This is a genomic window from Pseudomonas fakonensis, assembly GCF_019139895.1.
Lineage (GTDB): Bacteria > Pseudomonadota > Gammaproteobacteria > Pseudomonadales > Pseudomonadaceae > Aquipseudomonas > Aquipseudomonas fakonensis.
The window spans coordinates 4,350,933-4,368,467 of sequence record NZ_CP077076.1; the positions used below are offsets into that span (position 1 = coordinate 4,350,933).

General features: G+C 63.7%; 17 protein-coding genes. All 17 read right to left on the reverse strand.

All coding sequences use genetic code 11. The features are described 5' to 3' along the window. Positions 1-173: 173 nt before the first annotated feature. The gene (gene motD / locus KSS94_RS19065) at positions 174-1,031 is read right to left on the reverse strand and encodes a flagellar motor protein MotD (RefSeq protein ID WP_217839632.1); all 858 of its coding nucleotides are present in this window, start codon (positions 1,029-1,031) and stop codon (positions 174-176) included. A 2-nt stretch (positions 1,032-1,033) separates the two neighbouring features. Continuing rightward, entirely contained in the window at positions 1,034-1,774 is a 741-nt protein-coding gene (locus KSS94_RS19070) for a flagellar motor protein (RefSeq protein WP_217839633.1), read from the reverse strand. Continuing rightward, positions 1,774-2,904, reverse strand: a complete 1,131-nt coding sequence (locus KSS94_RS19075; protein ID WP_217839634.1) for a protein-glutamate methylesterase/protein-glutamine glutaminase — start codon at positions 2,902-2,904, stop codon at positions 1,774-1,776. The genes KSS94_RS19070 and KSS94_RS19075 overlap by 1 nt, the downstream gene beginning before the upstream one ends. Before the next feature lie 45 nt (positions 2,905-2,949). Then, complete coding sequence (locus KSS94_RS19080) at positions 2,950-5,160, reverse strand: chemotaxis protein CheA (protein WP_217839635.1); 2,211 nt, start codon at positions 5,158-5,160, stop codon at positions 2,950-2,952. A gap of 12 nt (positions 5,161-5,172) precedes the next feature. Further along, complete coding sequence (locus KSS94_RS19085; protein WP_217839636.1) at positions 5,173-5,961, reverse strand: protein phosphatase CheZ; 789 nt, start codon at positions 5,959-5,961, stop codon at positions 5,173-5,175. 18 nt (positions 5,962-5,979) lie between these two features. Then, the gene (locus tag KSS94_RS19090; RefSeq protein WP_217839637.1) at positions 5,980-6,354 is read right to left on the reverse strand and encodes a chemotaxis response regulator CheY; all 375 of its coding nucleotides are present in this window, start codon (positions 6,352-6,354) and stop codon (positions 5,980-5,982) included. Between the two features lie 104 nt (positions 6,355-6,458). Further along, positions 6,459-7,199, reverse strand: coding sequence for an RNA polymerase sigma factor FliA (gene fliA / locus KSS94_RS19095; RefSeq protein ID WP_217839638.1), 741 nt, complete (start codon positions 7,197-7,199; stop codon positions 6,459-6,461). Next, positions 7,196-8,029, reverse strand: a complete 834-nt coding sequence (fleN, locus tag KSS94_RS19100) for a flagellar synthesis regulator FleN (RefSeq protein WP_016393812.1) — start codon at positions 8,027-8,029, stop codon at positions 7,196-7,198. Before fleN ends, fliA begins: the two co-directional genes overlap by 4 nt. A 114-nt stretch (positions 8,030-8,143) precedes the next feature. Beyond that, complete coding sequence (flhF, locus tag KSS94_RS19105; protein WP_217839639.1) at positions 8,144-9,454, reverse strand: flagellar biosynthesis GTPase FlhF; 1,311 nt, start codon at positions 9,452-9,454, stop codon at positions 8,144-8,146. Between the two features lie 11 nt (positions 9,455-9,465). Then, positions 9,466-11,595: a flagellar biosynthesis protein FlhA gene (flhA, locus tag KSS94_RS19110; protein WP_217839640.1), complete on the reverse strand. Its 2,130-nt coding sequence runs from the start codon at positions 11,593-11,595 to the stop codon at positions 9,466-9,468. Positions 11,596-12,618: 1,023 nt separating this feature from the next. After that, on the reverse strand, positions 12,619-13,761 hold the full coding sequence (flhB, locus tag KSS94_RS19115; RefSeq protein WP_217839641.1) for a flagellar biosynthesis protein FlhB: 1,143 nt from the start codon (positions 13,759-13,761) through the stop codon (positions 12,619-12,621). A gap of 2 nt (positions 13,762-13,763) precedes the next feature. Continuing rightward, entirely contained in the window at positions 13,764-14,540 is a 777-nt protein-coding gene (gene fliR, locus KSS94_RS19120; RefSeq protein ID WP_217839642.1) for a flagellar biosynthetic protein FliR, read from the reverse strand. A 7-nt stretch (positions 14,541-14,547) separates the two neighbouring features. Then, positions 14,548-14,817 carry a flagellar biosynthesis protein FliQ gene (gene fliQ / locus KSS94_RS19125; protein ID WP_016393817.1) on the reverse strand — a complete coding sequence of 90 codons (270 nt, stop codon included), beginning with the start codon at positions 14,815-14,817 and terminating at the stop codon, positions 14,548-14,550. 21 nt (positions 14,818-14,838) lie between these two features. Continuing rightward, on the reverse strand, positions 14,839-15,594 hold the full coding sequence (gene fliP, locus KSS94_RS19130; RefSeq protein WP_217839643.1) for a flagellar type III secretion system pore protein FliP: 756 nt from the start codon (positions 15,592-15,594) through the stop codon (positions 14,839-14,841). Next, complete coding sequence (gene fliO, locus KSS94_RS19135; protein WP_217839644.1) at positions 15,594-16,058, reverse strand: flagellar biosynthetic protein FliO; 465 nt, start codon at positions 16,056-16,058, stop codon at positions 15,594-15,596. The genes fliP and fliO overlap by 1 nt, the downstream gene beginning before the upstream one ends. Continuing rightward, entirely contained in the window at positions 16,059-16,514 is a 456-nt protein-coding gene (fliN, locus tag KSS94_RS19140) for a flagellar motor switch protein FliN (RefSeq protein ID WP_217839645.1), read from the reverse strand. 47 nt (positions 16,515-16,561) lie between these two features. Next, positions 16,562-17,530, reverse strand: a complete 969-nt coding sequence (gene fliM / locus KSS94_RS19145; protein ID WP_217839646.1) for a flagellar motor switch protein FliM — start codon at positions 17,528-17,530, stop codon at positions 16,562-16,564. Positions 17,531-17,535: the final 5 nt, after the last annotated feature.

Below are 17,535 nucleotides of genomic sequence, written 5' to 3' on the forward strand. Positions count from 1 at the left end.
AAATTCTATCTCATTGATTTGGCGCGAGACTCTGTAGGAGCGGGCTTGTCCCGCGAACACCGGCAGAGCCGGTGCCACCAGCGCGCCGCCTGGTTCGCGGGGCAAGCCCGCTCCTACAGGGGCGGCGCAACATCATTTATCTGTGTTGCCATCCGCGTCGAAGAATTGACGAGTTACTGCCCCGCCACCGATGCTGGCGTGGCTGGTGCACTTTGTGTGCCAGCCCGGCGCAACGCGGCATCTGGCGTGGCATTGGCGCTGCCGCTGCCGGTCAGGCTGCGGCGCACTTCGAGGTTGCGGGAAATCACCAGCACCACCCGGCGGTTGCGCGAGCGGCCGTCGGCCGTTTCGTTGCTGGCCACCGGCTGGTACTCGCCGTAGCCAACAGAGGCCATGCGCGCCGGGTTCACCCCTTCCATCGCCAGCAGGCGCACGATGCTCGCCGCCCGGGCCGATGACAGCTCCCAGTTGGTCGGGTACTGCGCCGTACGAATCGGCAGGTTGTCGGTAAAGCCCTCGACGTGCACCGGGTTGGCGAACGGCTTGAGAATCTTCGCCACCTTTTCGATGATCTCGAAGGCGACATCGCTGGGCATGGCGTCGCCACTGCCGAACAGCAGCGCCGAGTTGAGTTCGATCTCCACCCACAGCTCGTTGCCGCGTACGGTCATCTGGTCGCTCTTGATCAGGTCGCCGAACGCATCACGCACATCGTCGGCGATGCTCTTGAGCGGGTCGACGCTGGTCTGGGCAAGGCCGGCGTCGGTCTGCTCGCTGTCCTTGATCAACGGCTCGGCCGGTTTGACCGTCACCGGGCGCTCTTCGCCGATGGGGATCGGCCGGGTGCTGCGCTCGGGGTCGTTGAACACCCCGATCAGCGCCTGGGAGATCTGCTTGTACTTGCCCTCGTTGATCGAGGAAATGGAGTACATGACCACGAAAAAGGCGAACAGCAAGGTGATGAAGTCGGCATACGACACCAGCCAGCGTTCGTGGTTTTCGTGTTCCTCTACGCGACGACGACGGGCCATGGTTACTCCATGAAGCCTTGCAGCTTGAGCTCGATCGAGCGCGGGTTCTCGCCTTCGGCGATCGACAGCAGGCCCTCGAGGAGCATTTCACGGTAGCGCGACTGGCGCAGGGTCACCGCCTTGAGCTTGTTGGCGATCGGCAGCAGGATCAGGTTGGCACTGGCCACACCATAAATGGTGGCCACGAATGCCACGGCAATGCCACCGCCCAGTTGCGACGGGTCGGCCAGGTTGCCCATCACGTGGATCAGGCCCATTACCGCACCGATGATACCGATGGTCGGGGCGTAGCCGCCCATGCTCTCGAACACCTTGGCCGCCTGGATGTCGCGGGATTCCTGGGTCAGGAAGTCGACTTCGAGGATGCTGCGAATGGCTTCGGGCTCGGCGCCGTCCACCAGCAGTTGCAGGCCCTTGCGCGCATAGGGGTCGGGCTCGGCATCAGCCACGCCTTCCAGGCCCAGCAGGCCCTCCTTGCGCGCGGTGAGGCTCCAGTTGACCACCCGGTCGATACCACCGGCCAGGTCGACCCGTGGCGGGAAGAGGATCCAGCGCACAATCTGCAGGGCACGCTTGAACGACGACAGCGGCGACTGCAGCAAGGCTGCAGCCAGGGTACCGCCGAGTACGATCAGCGCCGCCGGGCCGTTGATCAGTGCGCCGACATGGCCGCCTTCGAGCAGGTTGCCGCCAACGATGGCGACGAACGCCAGGATCAGGCCGATAAGGCTCAGCACATCCATCAGACGCAAGCCTCGACCAGGTGTTTGCCAATGTCGTCCAGGCTGTAGACCGCGTCAGCCAGGTTGGCTTTGACGATGGCCATGGGCATGCCGTAGATCACGCAGCTGGCTTCATCCTGGGCCCACACGGTGCTGCCGCCCTGTTTGAGCAGGCGCGCGCCCTCACGGCCGTCGGCGCCCATGCCGGTGAGCACCACCGAGAGCACCTTGTCACCGTACGACTTGGCAGCCGAACCGAAGGTGATGTCGACACAGGGTTTGTAGTTCAGGCGTTCGTCACCCGGCAGGATCTTCACCGTACCACGGCCGTCGACCATCATCTGCTTGCCGCCAGGGGCCAGCAGCGCCAGGCCAGGGCGCAGCACGTCGCCGTCCTCGGCTTCCTTGACGCTGATCTTGCACAGTTTGTCCAGGCGCTCGGCAAAGGCCTTGGTGAAGGCTGCCGGCATGTGCTGGATAAGCACGATCGGCGCCGGGAAACCGGCAGGCAGTTGCGTCAGCACACGCTGCAGCGCCACCGGGCCGCCGGTGGAGGTACCGATGGCTACCAGCTTGTAGGGCTTGCGCTTGGGCGCCGGCGAGTGGCTGGCAGCCGGTGCAGCGCTGCGGGTTGGCGCAGGTGCTGCGGTGCGCGCTGCCGGCGCGCTGGTGCTGAAGCTGCTGGCCGGCGCCGGGCTGCTGGCAGCTGGCGCTGCGGCAGGTGCGGGGCTGGAATAAGCGCTGAAACGGCGGTTGCTGCGCGAGATGGTGTGGACCTTCTCGCACAGCATCTGCTGGACCTTTTGCGGGTTGCGCGAGATGTCTTCGAAGTTTTTCGGCAGGTAGTCGACGGCACCGGCATCCAGCGCATCGAGGGTGACCCGGGCGCCTTCATGGGTGAGCGAGGAAAACATCAGCACCGGCGTCGGGCAACGCTGCATGATGTGCCGTACCGCGGTGATGCCGTCCATCATGGGCATTTCATAGTCCATGGTGATGACATCGGGCTTGAGCGACAGCGCCTGGTCGATCGCTTCCTTGCCGTTGGTCGCGGTGCCCACGACCTGGATGGTCGGGTCAGCCGAGAGAATTTCCGAGACACGGCGGCGGAAGAAACCGGAATCATCCACCACCAGGACCTTGACTGCCATAAACACTCCATTAGGTGGCGCACCCGCCAGGGCGCGCCACCAGAATCAAATACGCCGCGCGGCGTAACGCTTGAGCATGCTCGGGACGTCGAGGATCAGCGCTATACGGCCGTCACCGGTGATGGTGGCGCCGGACATGCCTGGCGTGCCCTGCAGCATCTTGCCCAGCGGCTTGATCACCACTTCTTCCTGGCCCACCAGCTGGTCGACCACAAAGCCGATGCGCTGGGTGCCGACCGAGAGGATCACCACGTGACCTTCGTGCTGCTCCTCGTGCGCCTGGTCCTGGACCAGCCAGCGCTTGAGGTAGAACAGCGGCAGCGCCTTGTCGCGCACGATCACCACTTCCTGGCCGTCGACCACATTGGTGCGCGACAGGTCGAGGTGGAAGATCTCGTTGACGTTGACCAGCGGGAAGGCGAACGCCTGGTTGGCCAGCATCACCATCAGGGTCGGCATGATCGCCAGGGTCAGCGGCACCTTGATGACGATCTTCGAACCCTGGCCCTTGGCCGAGAAGATGTTGATCGAGCCGTTGAGCTGGGAAATCTTGGTCTTCACCACGTCCATGCCGACACCGCGGCCGGACACGTCGGAAATCTCGGTCTTGGTCGAGAAGCCCGGGGCGAAGATCAGGTTGTAGCAGTCCGACTCGCTCAGGCGGTCGGCCGCGTCCTTGTCCATCAGGCCCTTTTCCACGGCCTTGGCGCGCAGCACGCTTGGGTCCATGCCCTTGCCGTCGTCAGAGATCGACAGCAGGATGTGGTCGCCTTCCTGCTCGGCCGACAGCACCACGCGGCCGGTACGGGCCTTGCCCGAGGCTTCGCGTTCGTCAGGCATCTCGACACCGTGGTCGACCGCGTTGCGCACCAAGTGCACCAGCGGGTCGGCCAGGGCCTCGACCAGGTTCTTGTCGAGGTCGGTCTCTTCACCGACCAGCTCCAGGTTGATCTCTTTCTTGAGCTGGCGGGCCAGGTCGCGAACCAGGCGCGGGAAGCGCCCGAAGACCTTCTTGATCGGCTGCATGCGGGTCTTCATGACCGCGGTCTGCAGGTCGGCGGTGACCACGTCGAGGTTCGACACGGCCTTGGACATGGCCTCGTCGCCGCTGTTCAGGCCCAGGCGCACCAGGCGGTTACGCACCAGCACCAGCTCGCCGACCATGTTCATGATCTCGTCCAGCCGCGCGGTATCCACACGCACGGTGGTTTCTGCTTCGCTGGCGCCGTGTTTTTCGCCGCCAGGCGCAGGTGCGCGGGCCGGTGCCGGGGCAGCAGCAGGCTTGGCCGCAGCAGCGGGTGCCGGAGCAGGTGCCGGCTTGGCGGCAGGCGCGGCCTCGGCTTTCGGCGCAGCAGCCACCGCCGCAGCAGCAGGGGCTTCGGCAGTTGCCGCAGCGCCACCGAACTTGCCCTTGCCATGCAACTGGTCGAGCAGCGCTTCGAATTCGTGCTCGCTGATGTCGTCACCGGCAGGCGCGGCAGCCGGTGCGGCGCTGACAGCCGGCAATGCGTCGACCGCGAAGGTGCCCTTGCCGTGCAACTGGTCGAGCAGCGACTCGAACTCGTCATCGGTGATTTCGTCGCTGCCGGCAGCCGGCGCTGCGGCCAGCGCATTGGCCGGTGCTGGCGCACTGAACTGGCCCTTGCCATGCAACTGGTCGAGCAGCGATTCGAACTCGGCGTCGGTGATTTCGTCACCGTTGCCGCTGACCACTTCGCCCTGCATCTGCTCGTGCACGGCCGCTTCGGCCTTGACCGCGTCCAGCGAGTCGAGCAGCTGCTCGAACTCGGTGTCGGTGATGTCTGCCTCGACGGCGGCTTCGGCCACCGGCTCAGGCGCCGCCGCAGGGGCTGGCGCCTCGGCACCGCCGGGCTCGGCCAGGCGCGACAGCGCGGCCAGCAGCTCCGGGGTGGCTGGGGTGATGTCGCTGCGCTCGCGCACCTGGCCAAACATGCTGTTGACCGTATCGAGTGCCTCGAGCACCACATCCATCAGTTCCGCGTCGACCCGGCGCTCACCTTTGCGCAGGATGTCGAACACGTTCTCGGCGATGTGGCAGCACTCCACCAGCTCGTTGAGCTGGAGGAAGCCGGCGCCCCCTTTTACAGTGTGGAAACCGCGGAAAATCGCATTGAGCAGGTCCGCATCGTCAGGCCGGCTTTCCAGCTCGACCAGTTGCTCGGACAGTTGCTCGAGGATTTCGCCGGCTTCTACCAGGAAATCCTGGAGGATTTCTTCATCGGCGCCGAAGCTCATTAAACGTGCTCCTTAAAAACCCAGGCTGGACAGCAGATCATCGACATCGTCCTGACTGGACACGACGTCTTCACGCTTATCGGCATGAATCTGCGGACCTTCACCCCGAGTCGGATGTTTTTCTTGATCTTTTTCAGCACGCAGCTGCTGGTGGTCATGTTCGATACCGGCAAAGCGGTCGACCTGGCTGGCCATCAGCACGAGCTTGAGCAGATTGCTTTCGACTTCGGTGACCAACGCGGTCACCCGTTTGATCACCTGGCCGGTGAGATCCTGATAATCCTGGGCCAGGACGATATCGTTGAGGTGGCTGGCGACTTTCTGGTTACCCTCGGCGCTTTGCGTCAGGAAACTGTCGACCCGCTTGACCAGCTCACGGAATTCAGGCGCTGCCACCTCGCGGCGCATGAAGCGCTGCCAGTCGGCGGACAGGCTCTGGGCCTCGGCGGCGAGGTCGTTGAGCACCGGGGTGCACGCCTCCGCCAGGTCCATGGTGCGGTTGGCCGCACCTTCGGTGAGGCGAACCACGTAGGAGAGGCGCTCGGTGGCATCGGTGATCTGCGACACTTCCTCGGCCTGCGGCATGGCCGGGTCGATCTGGAAGTTGACGATTGCACTATGCAGTTCGCGGGTGAGCTTGCCGACTTCCTGATACAGCCCGCGGTCGCGGGTCTGGTTCAGTTGGTGGATCAGCTGCACCGCATCACCGAACCGGCCGCGCTCAAGGCTTTCGACCAGTTCCTGGGCATGCTTCTTCAGGGTAGTTTCGAACTCACCCAGAGAGTTGTTGGTTGACTCCATTGCGCCCCCTGACGTGACTCAGCCGTTGACGCGTTCGAAGATCTTCTCGATCTTTTCTTTGAGCGCCTGGGCGGTGAATGGCTTGACCACGTAACCGTTGACGCCGGCCTGGGCGGCTTCGATGATCTGCTCGCGCTTGGCTTCGGCGGTTACCATCAACACCGGCAGGTGCTTGAGGCGCTCGTCTGCACGCACGGCGCGCAGCAGGTCGATACCGGTCATGCCGGGCATGTTCCAGTCGGTTACCAGGAAATCGAAGTTCTCGCTGTTGAGCATCGGCAGTGCCGTGTTGCCGTCATCAGCTTCCTTGACGTTGGTGAACCCCAGGTCACGCAACAGGTTCTTGATGATCCGCCGCATCGTCGAAAAGTCGTCAACGATGAGGATTTTCATGTCTTTGTTCAATTAGACCTCCAAGCAGTCTTTAACGCGCTCGGCGCCGAGCGCGCGCTCAATCAATTCGGCACTACAAAAAAACGACTGCATCGAACCTGGGTTCAACGCGCCCGCCATTCCCCAAGGCGGCTGCGCAGACGCGCGGCGCACTGGCTGTGCAGCTGGCTGACCCGCGATTCGCTGACCCCCAGGACCTCACCGATTTCCTTGAGGTTCAGCTCTTCGTCGTAGTACAGCGCCAGCACCAGGCGTTCACGCTCCGGCAGGTTGGCAATCGCATCGGCCAGCGCACCCTGGAAGCGCTCGTCTTCCAGGTCACGCGACGGCTCCAGCTGCCCGCTCGCTCCATCCTCGTGCAACCCCTCGTGTTCGCCGTCCTGCAAAAGGTCGTCGAAACTGAACAGGCGGCTGCCCAAGGTATCGTTCAAAATCCCGTAGTAATCATCGAGACTCAATTGGAGTTCGGCAGCAACCTCGTGATCTTTAGCGTCACGGCCCGATCTTGCTTCAACAGCGCGAATCGCGTCGCTGACCATGCGCGTGTTGCGGTGCACCGAACGCGGTGCCCAATCACCCTTGCGCACCTCGTCGAGCATGGCGCCGCGGATGCGGATGCCGGCGTAGGTTTCGAAGCTGGCGCCCTTGCTGGCGTCGTACTTGTTGGCGACTTCCAGCAGGCCGATCATGCCTGCCTGGATCAGGTCTTCGACCTGCACGTTGGCCGGCAGGCGCGCCAGCAGGTGGTAGGCGATGCGCTTGACCAGCGGCGCGTAACGTTCCACCAGCTCGTACTGGGCGTCCTTGGACGCCTTGCTGTACATCTTGAAACCGCTCGCACTCATAGCACCGGCCCTGCACTGGTGGGTTGTACCAGACGCTCGACGAAGAACTCCAGGTGCCCGCGCGGGTTGGCAGGCAGCGGCCAGCTGTCGACCTTCTGCGCGATGGCCTTGAAGGCCAGCGCACACTTGGACCGAGGGAAGGCCTCGTAGACCGCCCGCTGCTTCTGCACAGCCTTGCGCACACATTCGTCGTAAGGCACCGCACCGACGTATTGTAGGGCGACGTCGAGGAAGCGGTCCGTGACCTTGGTCAACTTGGCGAACAGGTTGCGCCCTTCCTGCGGGCTCTGGGCCATGTTGGCCAGCACGCGGAAACGGTTCATGCCGTAGTCGCGGTTGAGCAGCTTGATCAGCGCGTAGGCATCGGTAATCGAGGTGGGCTCGTCGCACACCACCAGCAGCACCTCTTGCGCGGCGCGGACAAAGCTGACTACCGAGTCACCGATACCTGCAGCGGTGTCGATCACCAGCACGTCGAGGTTGTCGCCGATCTCGCTGAACGCCTGAATGAGCCCTGCATGCTGCGCCGGGGCCAGGTGCACCATGCTCTGGGTGCCGGAGGCGGCCGGCACGATGCGCACACCGCCCGGGCCCTGCAACAGCACGTCGCGCAGCTCGCAGCGGCCTTCGATGACATCGGCCAGGGTGCGTTTTGGGGTGAGACCGAGCAACACGTCGACATTGGCCAGGCCCAGGTCGGCGTCGAGCAGCATGACCCGACGGCCGAGTTCAGCCAGCGCCAGGGACAGGTTCACTGAAACGTTGGTCTTGCCGACGCCACCTTTGCCACCGGTGACGGCGATCACCTGTACGGGATGCATGCTACCCATGTCTGTTGTTTACCTTGTCTCGCTTGAACCCAAGCCACATGAGGGGCTGAACGCTCGTGGCCATGGACCGGCCGGGCAACCCCATGATGTAGGTACTTTGCACAGTATTCACCCTCAACCCGCCCGTTTGCCGGGGTTGTGGTAGAGATCAGCGAACATGTCGGCCATGGCCTCCTCGCTGGGCTCGTCCTGCATCTGCACGCTCACCGCACGGCTGACCAGCTGGTGCTTGCGCGGCAATTGCAGGTCATCCGGAATGCGCGGCCCATCGGTCAGGTAGGCCACCGGCAGTTCGTGGCTGATGGCCAGGCTCAGCACTTCGCCAAGGCAGGCCGTCTCATCCAGTTTGGTCAGGATGCACCCTGCCAGCCCACAGCGCTTGTAGCTGTGATAAGCGGCAGTCAGCACCTGCTTCTGGCTGGTGGTTGCCAGCACCAGGTAGTTCTTCGAGGCGATGCCGCGGCCAGCCAGGGTTTCCAGTTGCATGCGCAGGGCCGGGTCGCTGGCCTGCAGGCCCGCGGTATCGATCAGCACCACGCGCTTGCGCAGCAGCGGCTCCAGGGCCTGGGCCAGCGACTCGCCCGGGTCGACGTAGGTGACCGGCACGTTGAGGATGCGGCCCAAGGTCTTGAGCTGCTCCTGGGCGCCGATACGGAAGCTGTCCATGCTCACCAGTGCCAGGTTGTTGGCACCGTACTTGAGCACGTAACGGGCGGCGAGCTTGGCCAGCGTGGTGGTCTTGCCCATGCCTGCCGGGCCGACCATGGCGATGACCCCGCCCTCCTCGATCGGTTCGACCGACGGCACTTCGATCATGCGCGCCAGGTGCGCCAGCACCATGCGCCAGGCCTGGCGCGGCTCTTCGATTTCGGCGGTCAGCTCCAGCAGCTCGCGGGCCAGGCCGCCCGACAGGCCCAGGCGCTGCAGGCGGCGCCACAGGTTGGCCTGTTGCGGCTTGTTGCCCTGCAGCTGGCTCCAGGCCAGCGAGCCGAGTTGCACTTCGAGCAGCTCGCGCAGGCCCGACAGCTCCGAACGCATGGCGTCGAACACACGGGTATCGACCGCCGCCGGTGCAGGCGCAGCGGCAGGCGCCGGGGCTTCGACATGGGGCTCGACCAGCGGCTCGGAAGCGGTCAGCGACAAACCGGCGAACAGCTGGCGATTGCCCTCGCCCAGCTCGCTGCGGCCGTCGATCTCGGCCTGGGCGGTGACGATGCGCGACTGCGTCTTGCGCAGCTCGTCCTCGAGTTCGGCATTGGGTACGCGCGGGGCCAGGGCGGACAGCTTGTAGTCCAGCGCGGCCGTCAGTTCGACACCGCCGGCGATGCGCCGGTTGCCGATGATGGCGGCATCGGAGCCGAGCTCATCCCGGACCAGCTTCATGGCCTGACGCATATCAGCGGCGAAAAAACGCTTAACTTGCATAACCCACTACCTCAGCCATTAGGCCCCACGGTGGCAACGATGGTGACTTGCTTGTTGTCAGGTATTTCCTGATACGCCAAAACATGCAAATTCGGTACAGCCAGGCGGCCGAAGCGCGACAGCATGGCTCGGATCGGGCCGGCAACCAGAAGGATGGCCGGCAAGCCCTGCATTTCCTGGCGCTGGGCTGCCTCGATCAACGAACGCTGAAGCTTTTCGGCCATGCTCGGTTCAAGAAGAACACCATCTTCCTGACCCTGCCCGGCCCTTTGCAGACTATTGAGCAAGATCTGTTCCAACCTTGGCTCCAAGGTGATCACAGGCAGCTCGGACTCAACGCCGACAATGCTTTGCACGATTGCGCGGCACAGGCCGACACGCACGGCGGCCACCAGCGCGGCGGTATCTTGACTCTTGGCGGCATTGTTGGCGATGGCTTCGGCAATGCTGCGGATGTCACGCACCGGCACCTGCTCGGACAGCAGCGCCTGCAGAACCTTCAGCAGCCCCGACAAGGAAATGACGCCCGGCACCACTTCTTCAGCCAGCTTCGGCGAGGCCTTGGCCAGCACCTGCAGCAATTGCACAACTTCCTCATGGCCGATCAGCTCATGGCAGTGCTTCTGCAGGATCTGGTTGAGGTGGGTAGCGACCACGGTACTGGCATCGACCACGGTGTAGCCCAGCGACTGCGCCTGGGCGCGCTGAGCCAGGTCGATCCACACCGCCTCCAGGCCAAACGCCGGGTCACGGGCAGCGATGCCGTTGAGGGTGCCGTACACCTGGCCTGGGTTGATGGCAAGCTCGCGGTCCGGGTAGATCTCGGCTTCGGCCAGGATCACCCCCATCAGCGTCAGACGATAGGCGCTGGGCTGCAGGTCGAGGTTGTCGCGAATGTGCACGGTGGGCATCAGGAAGCCCAGGTCCTGGGACAATTTTTTGCGCACGCCCTTGATCCGCGCCAGCAACTGGCCACCCTGGTTGCGGTCGACCAGCGGAATCAGCCGGTAGCCGACTTCCAGGCCGATCATGTCGATGGGGTTGACGTCGTCCCAGCCCAGCTCCTTGGTTTCCATGGCGCGCTGCGGCGATGGCAGCAGCTCCTGCTGGCGCTGGACCTCTTGCAGGGCCACGGCCTTGGCCTTCTGCTGCTTCTTCCACACCAGATAGGCAGCGCCGCCGGCCACGGCGCCCAGGCTGAGGAAGGCGATGTGCGGCATGCCCGGCACCAGGCCCATCACTATCATGATGGCCGCCGAAACAGCCAGCGCCTTGGGCGAATCGAACATCTGCCGGTTGATCAGCTTGCCCATGTCCTCGGAGCCCGAGGCACGGGTGACCATGATCGCGGCGGCGGTGGACAGCAGCAGTGATGGCAATTGCGCCACCAAACCGTCACCGATGGTCAGCAGGGCGTAGATCTTGCCAGCATCACTGAAGGTCATGCCGTGCTGCAGCATGCCGATGAGCATGCCGCCGATGAGGTTGATGAAGAGGATCAGCAGGCCGGCGATGGCGTCACCGCGCACGAACTTGCTGGCACCGTCCATCGAGCCGTAGAACTCGGCCTCCTGGGCCACCTCGGCGCGGCGCGCCTTGGCCTGGGCCTGGTCGATCAGGCCGGCGTTGAGGTCGGCATCGATGGCCATCTGTTTGCCGGGCATGGCGTCGAGGGTGAAGCGCGCGCTCACCTCGGAGATACGCCCGGCACCTTTGGTCACCACCACGAAGTTGATGATCATGAGGATGGCGAACACCACCGCACCGACCACGTAGTTACCGCCGATCACCACTTCACCGAAGGCCTGGATGACCTTGCCCGCGGCGCCATGACCTTCCTGGCCGTGGAGCATGACCACGCGGGTGGAGGCGACGTTCAGCGCCAGGCGCAGCAGGGTGGCCACCAGCAGGATGGTGGGGAAGGCGGCGAAGTCCAGCGGGCGCAGGGCGTACACGCAGACCAGCAGGACCACGATCGACAGGGCGATGTTGAAGGTGAAGAACACGTCGAGCAGGAACGGTGGTATCGGCAACATCATCATTGCCAACATCACCAGCAGCAGCAGCGGCACGCCGAGATTGCCCCGACCGAGACCGGCCAGGTTGTTACGGGCGCTGCTGATTAACTGAGTGCGATCCACCGCGAGTCCTCTTCAAGCAAAACTTTGACGCCTGCGTGGCGCCTGGCGCTGGCTTTGCAAGAAGCTTTCCAACTTTTTTGGGTGAGGGGAAATCGGGGGGGGTTAGGCGGGTTCGGGTTCCGGGTTCGGGTTCGGGTTCAGGTTCGTTCGGTTCGGTTCGTTCAGGTTCGGGTTCGGGTTCGGGTTCGGGGCTTATGGTGATTGCTTTTGGAGATGTATGCGCATTCATTGACGATGAGCGCTTTTCGTCACCTTTCCGCCCTTACGGCGGGTAACTTTTTGAAGGATCAAAAAGTCACCAAAAAATCCCTGCTCCCATCATCCGGCCCCCTACGCTGCGCTTCGGGGGTTCCCTCGCTCCGGGCTTGCTCCGGAGGTACGCGCCGACGGGCCGTCCCTGGCCCGATCGGCGCTCGACCGGCATCCATGCCGGTCGCCCTCCTACGCAATCCCTACGCTCGGCCTCCTGAAGTCGCGATTTGTGTTGTCTGAACTTCCGCGCGCTTAGAAGCAAGATCAAGAGCCAGATCAACAGCTGGGATATTGGTTTGATTGTTATTGATGTGTTGTTTGTTCTGACGCCATCGCGGGGCAAGCCCGCTCCCACGCAAGTTGTGCGCGCCAAGTTCTGGCGTGGGAGCGGCGGTGCGCCGCTGCGACTTGCCCCGCGATCAAATCCTGAGGTCCCACGGTGGCAACTAGCGACCGAGCTGCGTACTCCCAGGCGCCGCCCCTAACTTCGCGACTTCAGGAGGCCGAACGCAGGGATTGCGTAGGGGGGGCGACCGGCATGGATGCCGGTCGAGCGCCGATCGGGCCAGGGACGGCCCGTCGGCGCGTACCCCCGGAGCAAGCCCGGAGTGAGGGAACCCCGGAGCGAAGCGCAGGGGCCGGATGAATGGAGCGAGGATTTTTTGCTTACTTTTTGATCCCTCAAAAAGTGAGCCGCCGTAAGGGCGGAAAGGTGAATAAGCGTCACCACCGCAAATGAATGAGCATACAACTATCAAAGCAAACCAACAATCACTCATCCCGCCGCAAATCATCAGGAATCGGCAAATCCTTCTTCAACGGATCAGGCGCCTTGCCCTTGCCAGCCCGGTACTGGCGAATCTGGAACACATAGGCCAACACCTGCGCCACCGCCAGGTACAACCCGGCCGGGATCTCCTGCTCAAGCTCGGTGGAGTAATAGATAGCCCGCGCCAGGGCCGGCGACTCGAGGATCTGCACCTTGTGCTCCACCCCGATCTCGCGAATCTTCAAGGCAATGAAATCGGTACCCTTGGCCAGCAGCAACGGCGCTACCCCGCCCTTCTCCGGGTCGTACTGCAAAGCCACCGCATAGTGCGTCGGGTTGGTGATGATCACGTCAGCCTCCGGCACCGCTGCCATCATGCGCCGCTGCGACATCTCCCGCTGCAGCTGGCGAATACGTTGCTTGACCTCGGGCTTGCCCTCGCTGTCCTTGTACTCGTCCTTGATCTCCTGCTTGGTCATCTTCAGCTTCTTGTGGGTCTGCCACAGCTGGAACGGCACGTCCGCCGCCGCAATCAGCAGCAAGCCCGCCGACATCCACAAGGCACTCCAACCCACCACCTGCACGCTGTGGATGATCGCCTGCTCCAGCGGCTCGTTGGCAATCGCCAGCAACGCCTGGCGATCGTTGCTCAGCACCACCAAGGCCACCAGCAGGATCACGAAGAACTTGGCCAGGGCCTTGAGCAGCTCGGTCAAGGCATTCATCGAGAACATCCGCTTGATCCCCGACAACGGGTTCATGCGGCTGAATTTGGGCTGCAGCAGGCTGCCGGAGAACAAAAAACCACCCAGGGCGATGGGCGCGACGAAGGCCACCACGAACAGCAGGATCAGCACCGGCTGCGCCGCCCAGATGGCCATCTTGCCCGAGGCCAGCAAGAAGGCGCCCATGCTGCGCTCATCAACGATCACCTCGCGGGTGAGGCTGAAGTTCATGCGCATCATCGCCATCAGCGACTCGGCAAGGTAACCGCCGAACGCCAGCAGGCCGCCGGCACCGGCCAGCGTCACACCGACCGTGTTGAGCTCCTTGGAGCGGGCGATCTCACCTTTTTCGCGCGCGTCGCGCTTGCGTTTGTCGGTGGGTTCTTCTGTCTTGTCCTGACCGCTCTCGCTCTCAGCCATGCTCAGCCCGCCCGCGCCAGCTCACGCAGCCACAGCAGCGCTTCGCTGGCCAGTGCCTGGTAATGGGAAAGAATATCGGCCAGCCCGACCCAGAAGATGCCAAGGCCCAGCACCAGGGTAAGCGGGAAGCCGATGGAGAAGATGTTCAGTTGCGGCGCGGCGCGGGTCATCACGCCGAAGGCGATGTTGACCACCAGCAGGGCAGCGATTGCCGGCAGAATCAACAAAAGGCCGGCGCCGAGCACCCAGCCCATGCGCCCAGCCATCTCCCAGAAGTGGTTGACCACCAGGGCACTGCCGATGGGCAGGGTGGTGAAGCTTTCGGTCAACACCTCGAACACCACCAGATGGCCGTTCATCAGCAAGAACAGCACGCTCACCAACATGGTCATGAACTGGCTGACCACCGCCACGTTGACGCCGTTGGCCGGGTCTACCATCGAAGCGAAGGCCATGCCCATCTGCACGGCAATGATCTGCCCGGCAATGACGAACGCCTGGAACAGCAACTGCAGCGAAAAACCGAACAGCGCACCCACGATCACCTGCTCGGCGCACAACAGCACGCCGCGCAGGCTCAGCGGGTCGATCTGGGGCAACGCCGGCAGCCCCGGCACGATCACCACGGTAATGGCCACCGCCACATACAGGCGCACCCGCGCCGGCAGCATCTTGGTGCCGATGATCGGCATGGTCATCAGCACGCCCATCACCCTGAACATCGGCAGGATGAAGGTGGCGACCCAGGTGCCGATCTGCGCGTCGGTCAGCTCCAGCATGGCGGCGTCAACCGATCAGCTGCGGGATGCTGGTGTAAAGGCCGGTGATGTACTCCATGAACTTCTGCACCAGCCAAGGGCCGGCGACGATCAGGGTGACCAGCATCACCAGCAGGCGCGGCAGGAAGCTCAGGGTCTGCTCGTTGATTTGCGTGGCAGCCTGAAACATCGCCACCACCAGGCCCACCAGCAGGCTGGGTACCACCAGGATGGCCACCATCAGGGTAGTCAGCCACAGGGCGTCGCGGAACAGGTCGACAGCAACTTCAGGGGTCATGGGTCGCTCTCCTGGGCGGCGTCAGACGCCGCCGAAACTGCCGGCAAGGGTGCCCATGATCAGCGCCCAGCCGTCCACCAACACGAACAGCATGATCTTGAACGGCAACGAGATGATCAGCGGCGACAGCATCATCATACCCATGGCCATCAGCACACTGGCCACCACCATGTCGATGATCAGGAACGGAATGAAGATCATGAAGCCGATCTGGAACGCGGTTTTCAGCTCGGAAGTAACGAACGCCGGCACCAGGATGGTCAGCGGCACCTGGTCGGGGCCGGCCAGGTCGGTGCGCTTGGACAGGCGCACGAACAGGTCCAGGTCGCTCTGCCGGGTCTGCGCCAGCATGAAGTCCTTGAGCGGGCCCTGGGCCGTTTCGATGGCTTGCTGGGCGGTCATCTGCTCGGCCAGGTAAGGCTGGATGGCCTGGGTGTTCACCTTGTCGAACACCGGCGCCATGATGAACATGGTCAGGAACAGCGCCATGCCGGTGAGCACCTGGTTCGAAGGCGTCTGCTGCAGGCCCAGGGCCTGGCGCAGGATGGAGAACACGATGATGATGCGGGTGAAGCTGGTCATCAGGATGACGAACGCCGGGATGAAGCTCAGCGCCGTCATGATCAGCAGAATCTGCAGGCTGACCGAATACTCCTGCTGCCCGTCCGCACCATTGGACAGGGTGATGGCCGGGATCGACAGCGGGTCGGCGGCCAGGGCCAGCGGCGCAGCCAGCAACAGCGCCAGGGTCAACAGCAAGCGCGGGGCGCCCTTCATCACGTCTTGTCCTTTTGATCCTTGCCCATCAGCTCGAGCAGCCGCTGGGCGAATTCCGGCGTGGCCTGGCGCGCCGCAGCGGGCACCTCGACAGGCTCGGCCAGCACATGCAGGGCCTCGATGCTGCCCGGCGTGTGGCCGATCAGGATCTGCTCCTTGCCTACCTGTACCAGCAGTAAACGATCACGCGGGCCAATGGCGCGGGTGCCGACGATCTCGATCACTGGCGCGCCGCGCTGGGCACTGCCCTGCATGCGCCGCAACAGCCAGGCCAACACGAAGATCAGCCCGACCACCACCAGCAAACCCAGTACCGTCTGCGCCAGCTGCGCGCCCAGGCCACCTGGCGCAGGGGCCGTAGCAGCGGCGGCGGCAGATGCGACGGCAGGTTGGGCTGCGGCAATCGCCGCTTCGCCGGCCAGCAAAGCCACCAGGGCCGCGAGGGCCCGCACCCTGCCCTTCACTCAGCGCAGCTTCTTGATGCGTTCGCTGGGGCTGATCACGTCGGTCAGGCGGATGCCGAACTTCTCGTTGACCACCACCACCTCGCCGTGGGCGACCAGGGTGCCGTTGACCAGCACGTCCAGCGGCTCGCCGGCCAGGCGGTCGAGCTCGATCACCGAACCCTGGTTGAGCTGCAGCAGGTTACGGATGTTGATCTCGGTGCTGCCCACTTCCATCGAGATGCTCACTGGAATGTCCAGGATCACGTCCAGGTTGGGGCCTTCGAGGCTGACGTTTTCGCTGGGTTTCGGCGAGCTGGGGAACTCTTCCATCGCCATGGCGCTGCCATGGCCATCAGCGGCCAGCAGTGCATCGATGTCGGACTGGCCGGCGTCGCCGGTTTCTTCCAGTGCTGCTGCCCACTCGTCGGCCAGGGCCTGCTCTTCGGGCGAGTTGATCTCGTTTTCGTTAGCCATGATTTCCTCGACAGCCATTCAATTCGTTTAGTGCGACCGGCACGCCATCAGCGGCGCGGGATCGGGTCGATGACCTGTAGCGACAGGGTGCCTTTGTGCGAGCCCAGGCGCGCCTTGAACGCCGGCACGCCATTGGCGCGCAGTACCAGGTGCTCGGGCAGCTCCACCGGGATCACATCGCCCGGCTGCATGTGCAGCACATCGCGCAGTTTCATCTGGCGACGGGCGACCGTAGCCGAAATCGGTACGCTGACATCCAGCACGTCCTCGCGCAGGGCCTTGACCCAACGCTCGTCCTGATCGTCCAGGTCGGACTGGAAGCCGGCGTCGAGCATTTCGCGCACCGGCTCGATCATCGAGTACGGCATGGTCACGTGCAGGTCGCCGCCGCCGCCGTCCAGCTCGATGTGGAAGGTCGATACCACCACCGCCTCGCTGGGGCCGACGATGTTGGCCATGGCCGGGTTGACCTCGGAGTTTATGTACTCGAAGTTGACCGGCATGATCGCCTGCCAGGCTTCTTTGAGGTCGACGAAACACTGGTCCAGCACCATGCGCACCACGCGCAGCTCGGTGGGGGTGAACTCACGCCCCTCGATCTTGGCGTGGCGGCCGTCGCCACCAAAGAAGTTGTCCACCAGCTTGAACACCAGCTTGGCGTCGAGGATGAACAGCGAGGTGCCGCGCAGCGGCTTGATCTTCACCAGGTTGAGGCTGGTGGGCACGTACAGCGAATGCACGTACTCGCCGAACTTCATCACCTGCACGCCACCCACCGCCACATCTGCAGAGCGGCGCAGCAGGTTGAACATGCTGATGCGGGTGTAACGGGCAAAACGCTCGTTGATCATCTCCAGGGTCGGCATGCGCCCCCGGACGATACGGTCCTGGCTGGTCAGGTCGTAGCTCTTGATGCTACCCGGGTCGCCAGCGCTCTCGGTTTGTACCAGACCATCGTCCACCCCGTGCAGCAGGGCGTCGATCTCATCCTGGGACAGCAGGTCCTGCACGGCCATCTGTG

Bases quoted from the DNA above. Each gene is read 5' to 3' on its own strand.
- motD (WP_217839632.1), bottom strand. From the start codon at position 1,031: ATGGCCCGTCGTCGTCGCGTAGAGGAACACGAAAACCACGAACGCTGG.
- KSS94_RS19070 (WP_217839633.1), bottom strand. From the start codon at position 1,774: ATGGATGTGCTGAGCCTTATCGGCCTGATCCTGGCGTTCGTCGCCATC.
- KSS94_RS19075 (WP_217839634.1), bottom strand. From the start codon at position 2,904: ATGGCAGTCAAGGTCCTGGTGGTGGATGATTCCGGTTTCTTCCGCCGC.
- KSS94_RS19080 (WP_217839635.1), bottom strand. From the start codon at position 5,160: ATGAGCTTCGGCGCCGATGAAGAAATCCTCCAGGATTTCCTGGTAGAA.
- KSS94_RS19085 (WP_217839636.1), bottom strand. From the start codon at position 5,961: ATGGAGTCAACCAACAACTCTCTGGGTGAGTTCGAAACTACCCTGAAG.
- KSS94_RS19090 (WP_217839637.1), bottom strand. From the start codon at position 6,354: ATGAAAATCCTCATCGTTGACGACTTTTCGACGATGCGGCGGATCATC.
- fliA (WP_217839638.1), bottom strand. From the start codon at position 7,199: ATGAGTGCGAGCGGTTTCAAGATGTACAGCAAGGCGTCCAAGGACGCC.
- fleN (WP_016393812.1), bottom strand. From the start codon at position 8,029: ATGGGTAGCATGCATCCCGTACAGGTGATCGCCGTCACCGGTGGCAAA.
- flhF (WP_217839639.1), bottom strand. From the start codon at position 9,454: ATGCAAGTTAAGCGTTTTTTCGCCGCTGATATGCGTCAGGCCATGAAG.
- flhB (WP_217839641.1), bottom strand. From the start codon at position 13,761: ATGGCTGAGAGCGAGAGCGGTCAGGACAAGACAGAAGAACCCACCGAC.
- fliR (WP_217839642.1), bottom strand. From the start codon at position 14,540: ATGCTGGAGCTGACCGACGCGCAGATCGGCACCTGGGTCGCCACCTTC.
- fliQ (WP_016393817.1), bottom strand. From the start codon at position 14,817: ATGACCCCTGAAGTTGCTGTCGACCTGTTCCGCGACGCCCTGTGGCTG.
- fliP (WP_217839643.1), bottom strand. From the start codon at position 15,594: ATGAAGGGCGCCCCGCGCTTGCTGTTGACCCTGGCGCTGTTGCTGGCT.
- fliN (WP_217839645.1), bottom strand. From the start codon at position 16,514: ATGGCTAACGAAAACGAGATCAACTCGCCCGAAGAGCAGGCCCTGGCC.
- fliM (WP_217839646.1), bottom strand. From the start codon at position 17,530: ATGGCCGTGCAGGACCTGCTGTCCCAGGATGAGATCGACGCCCTGCTG.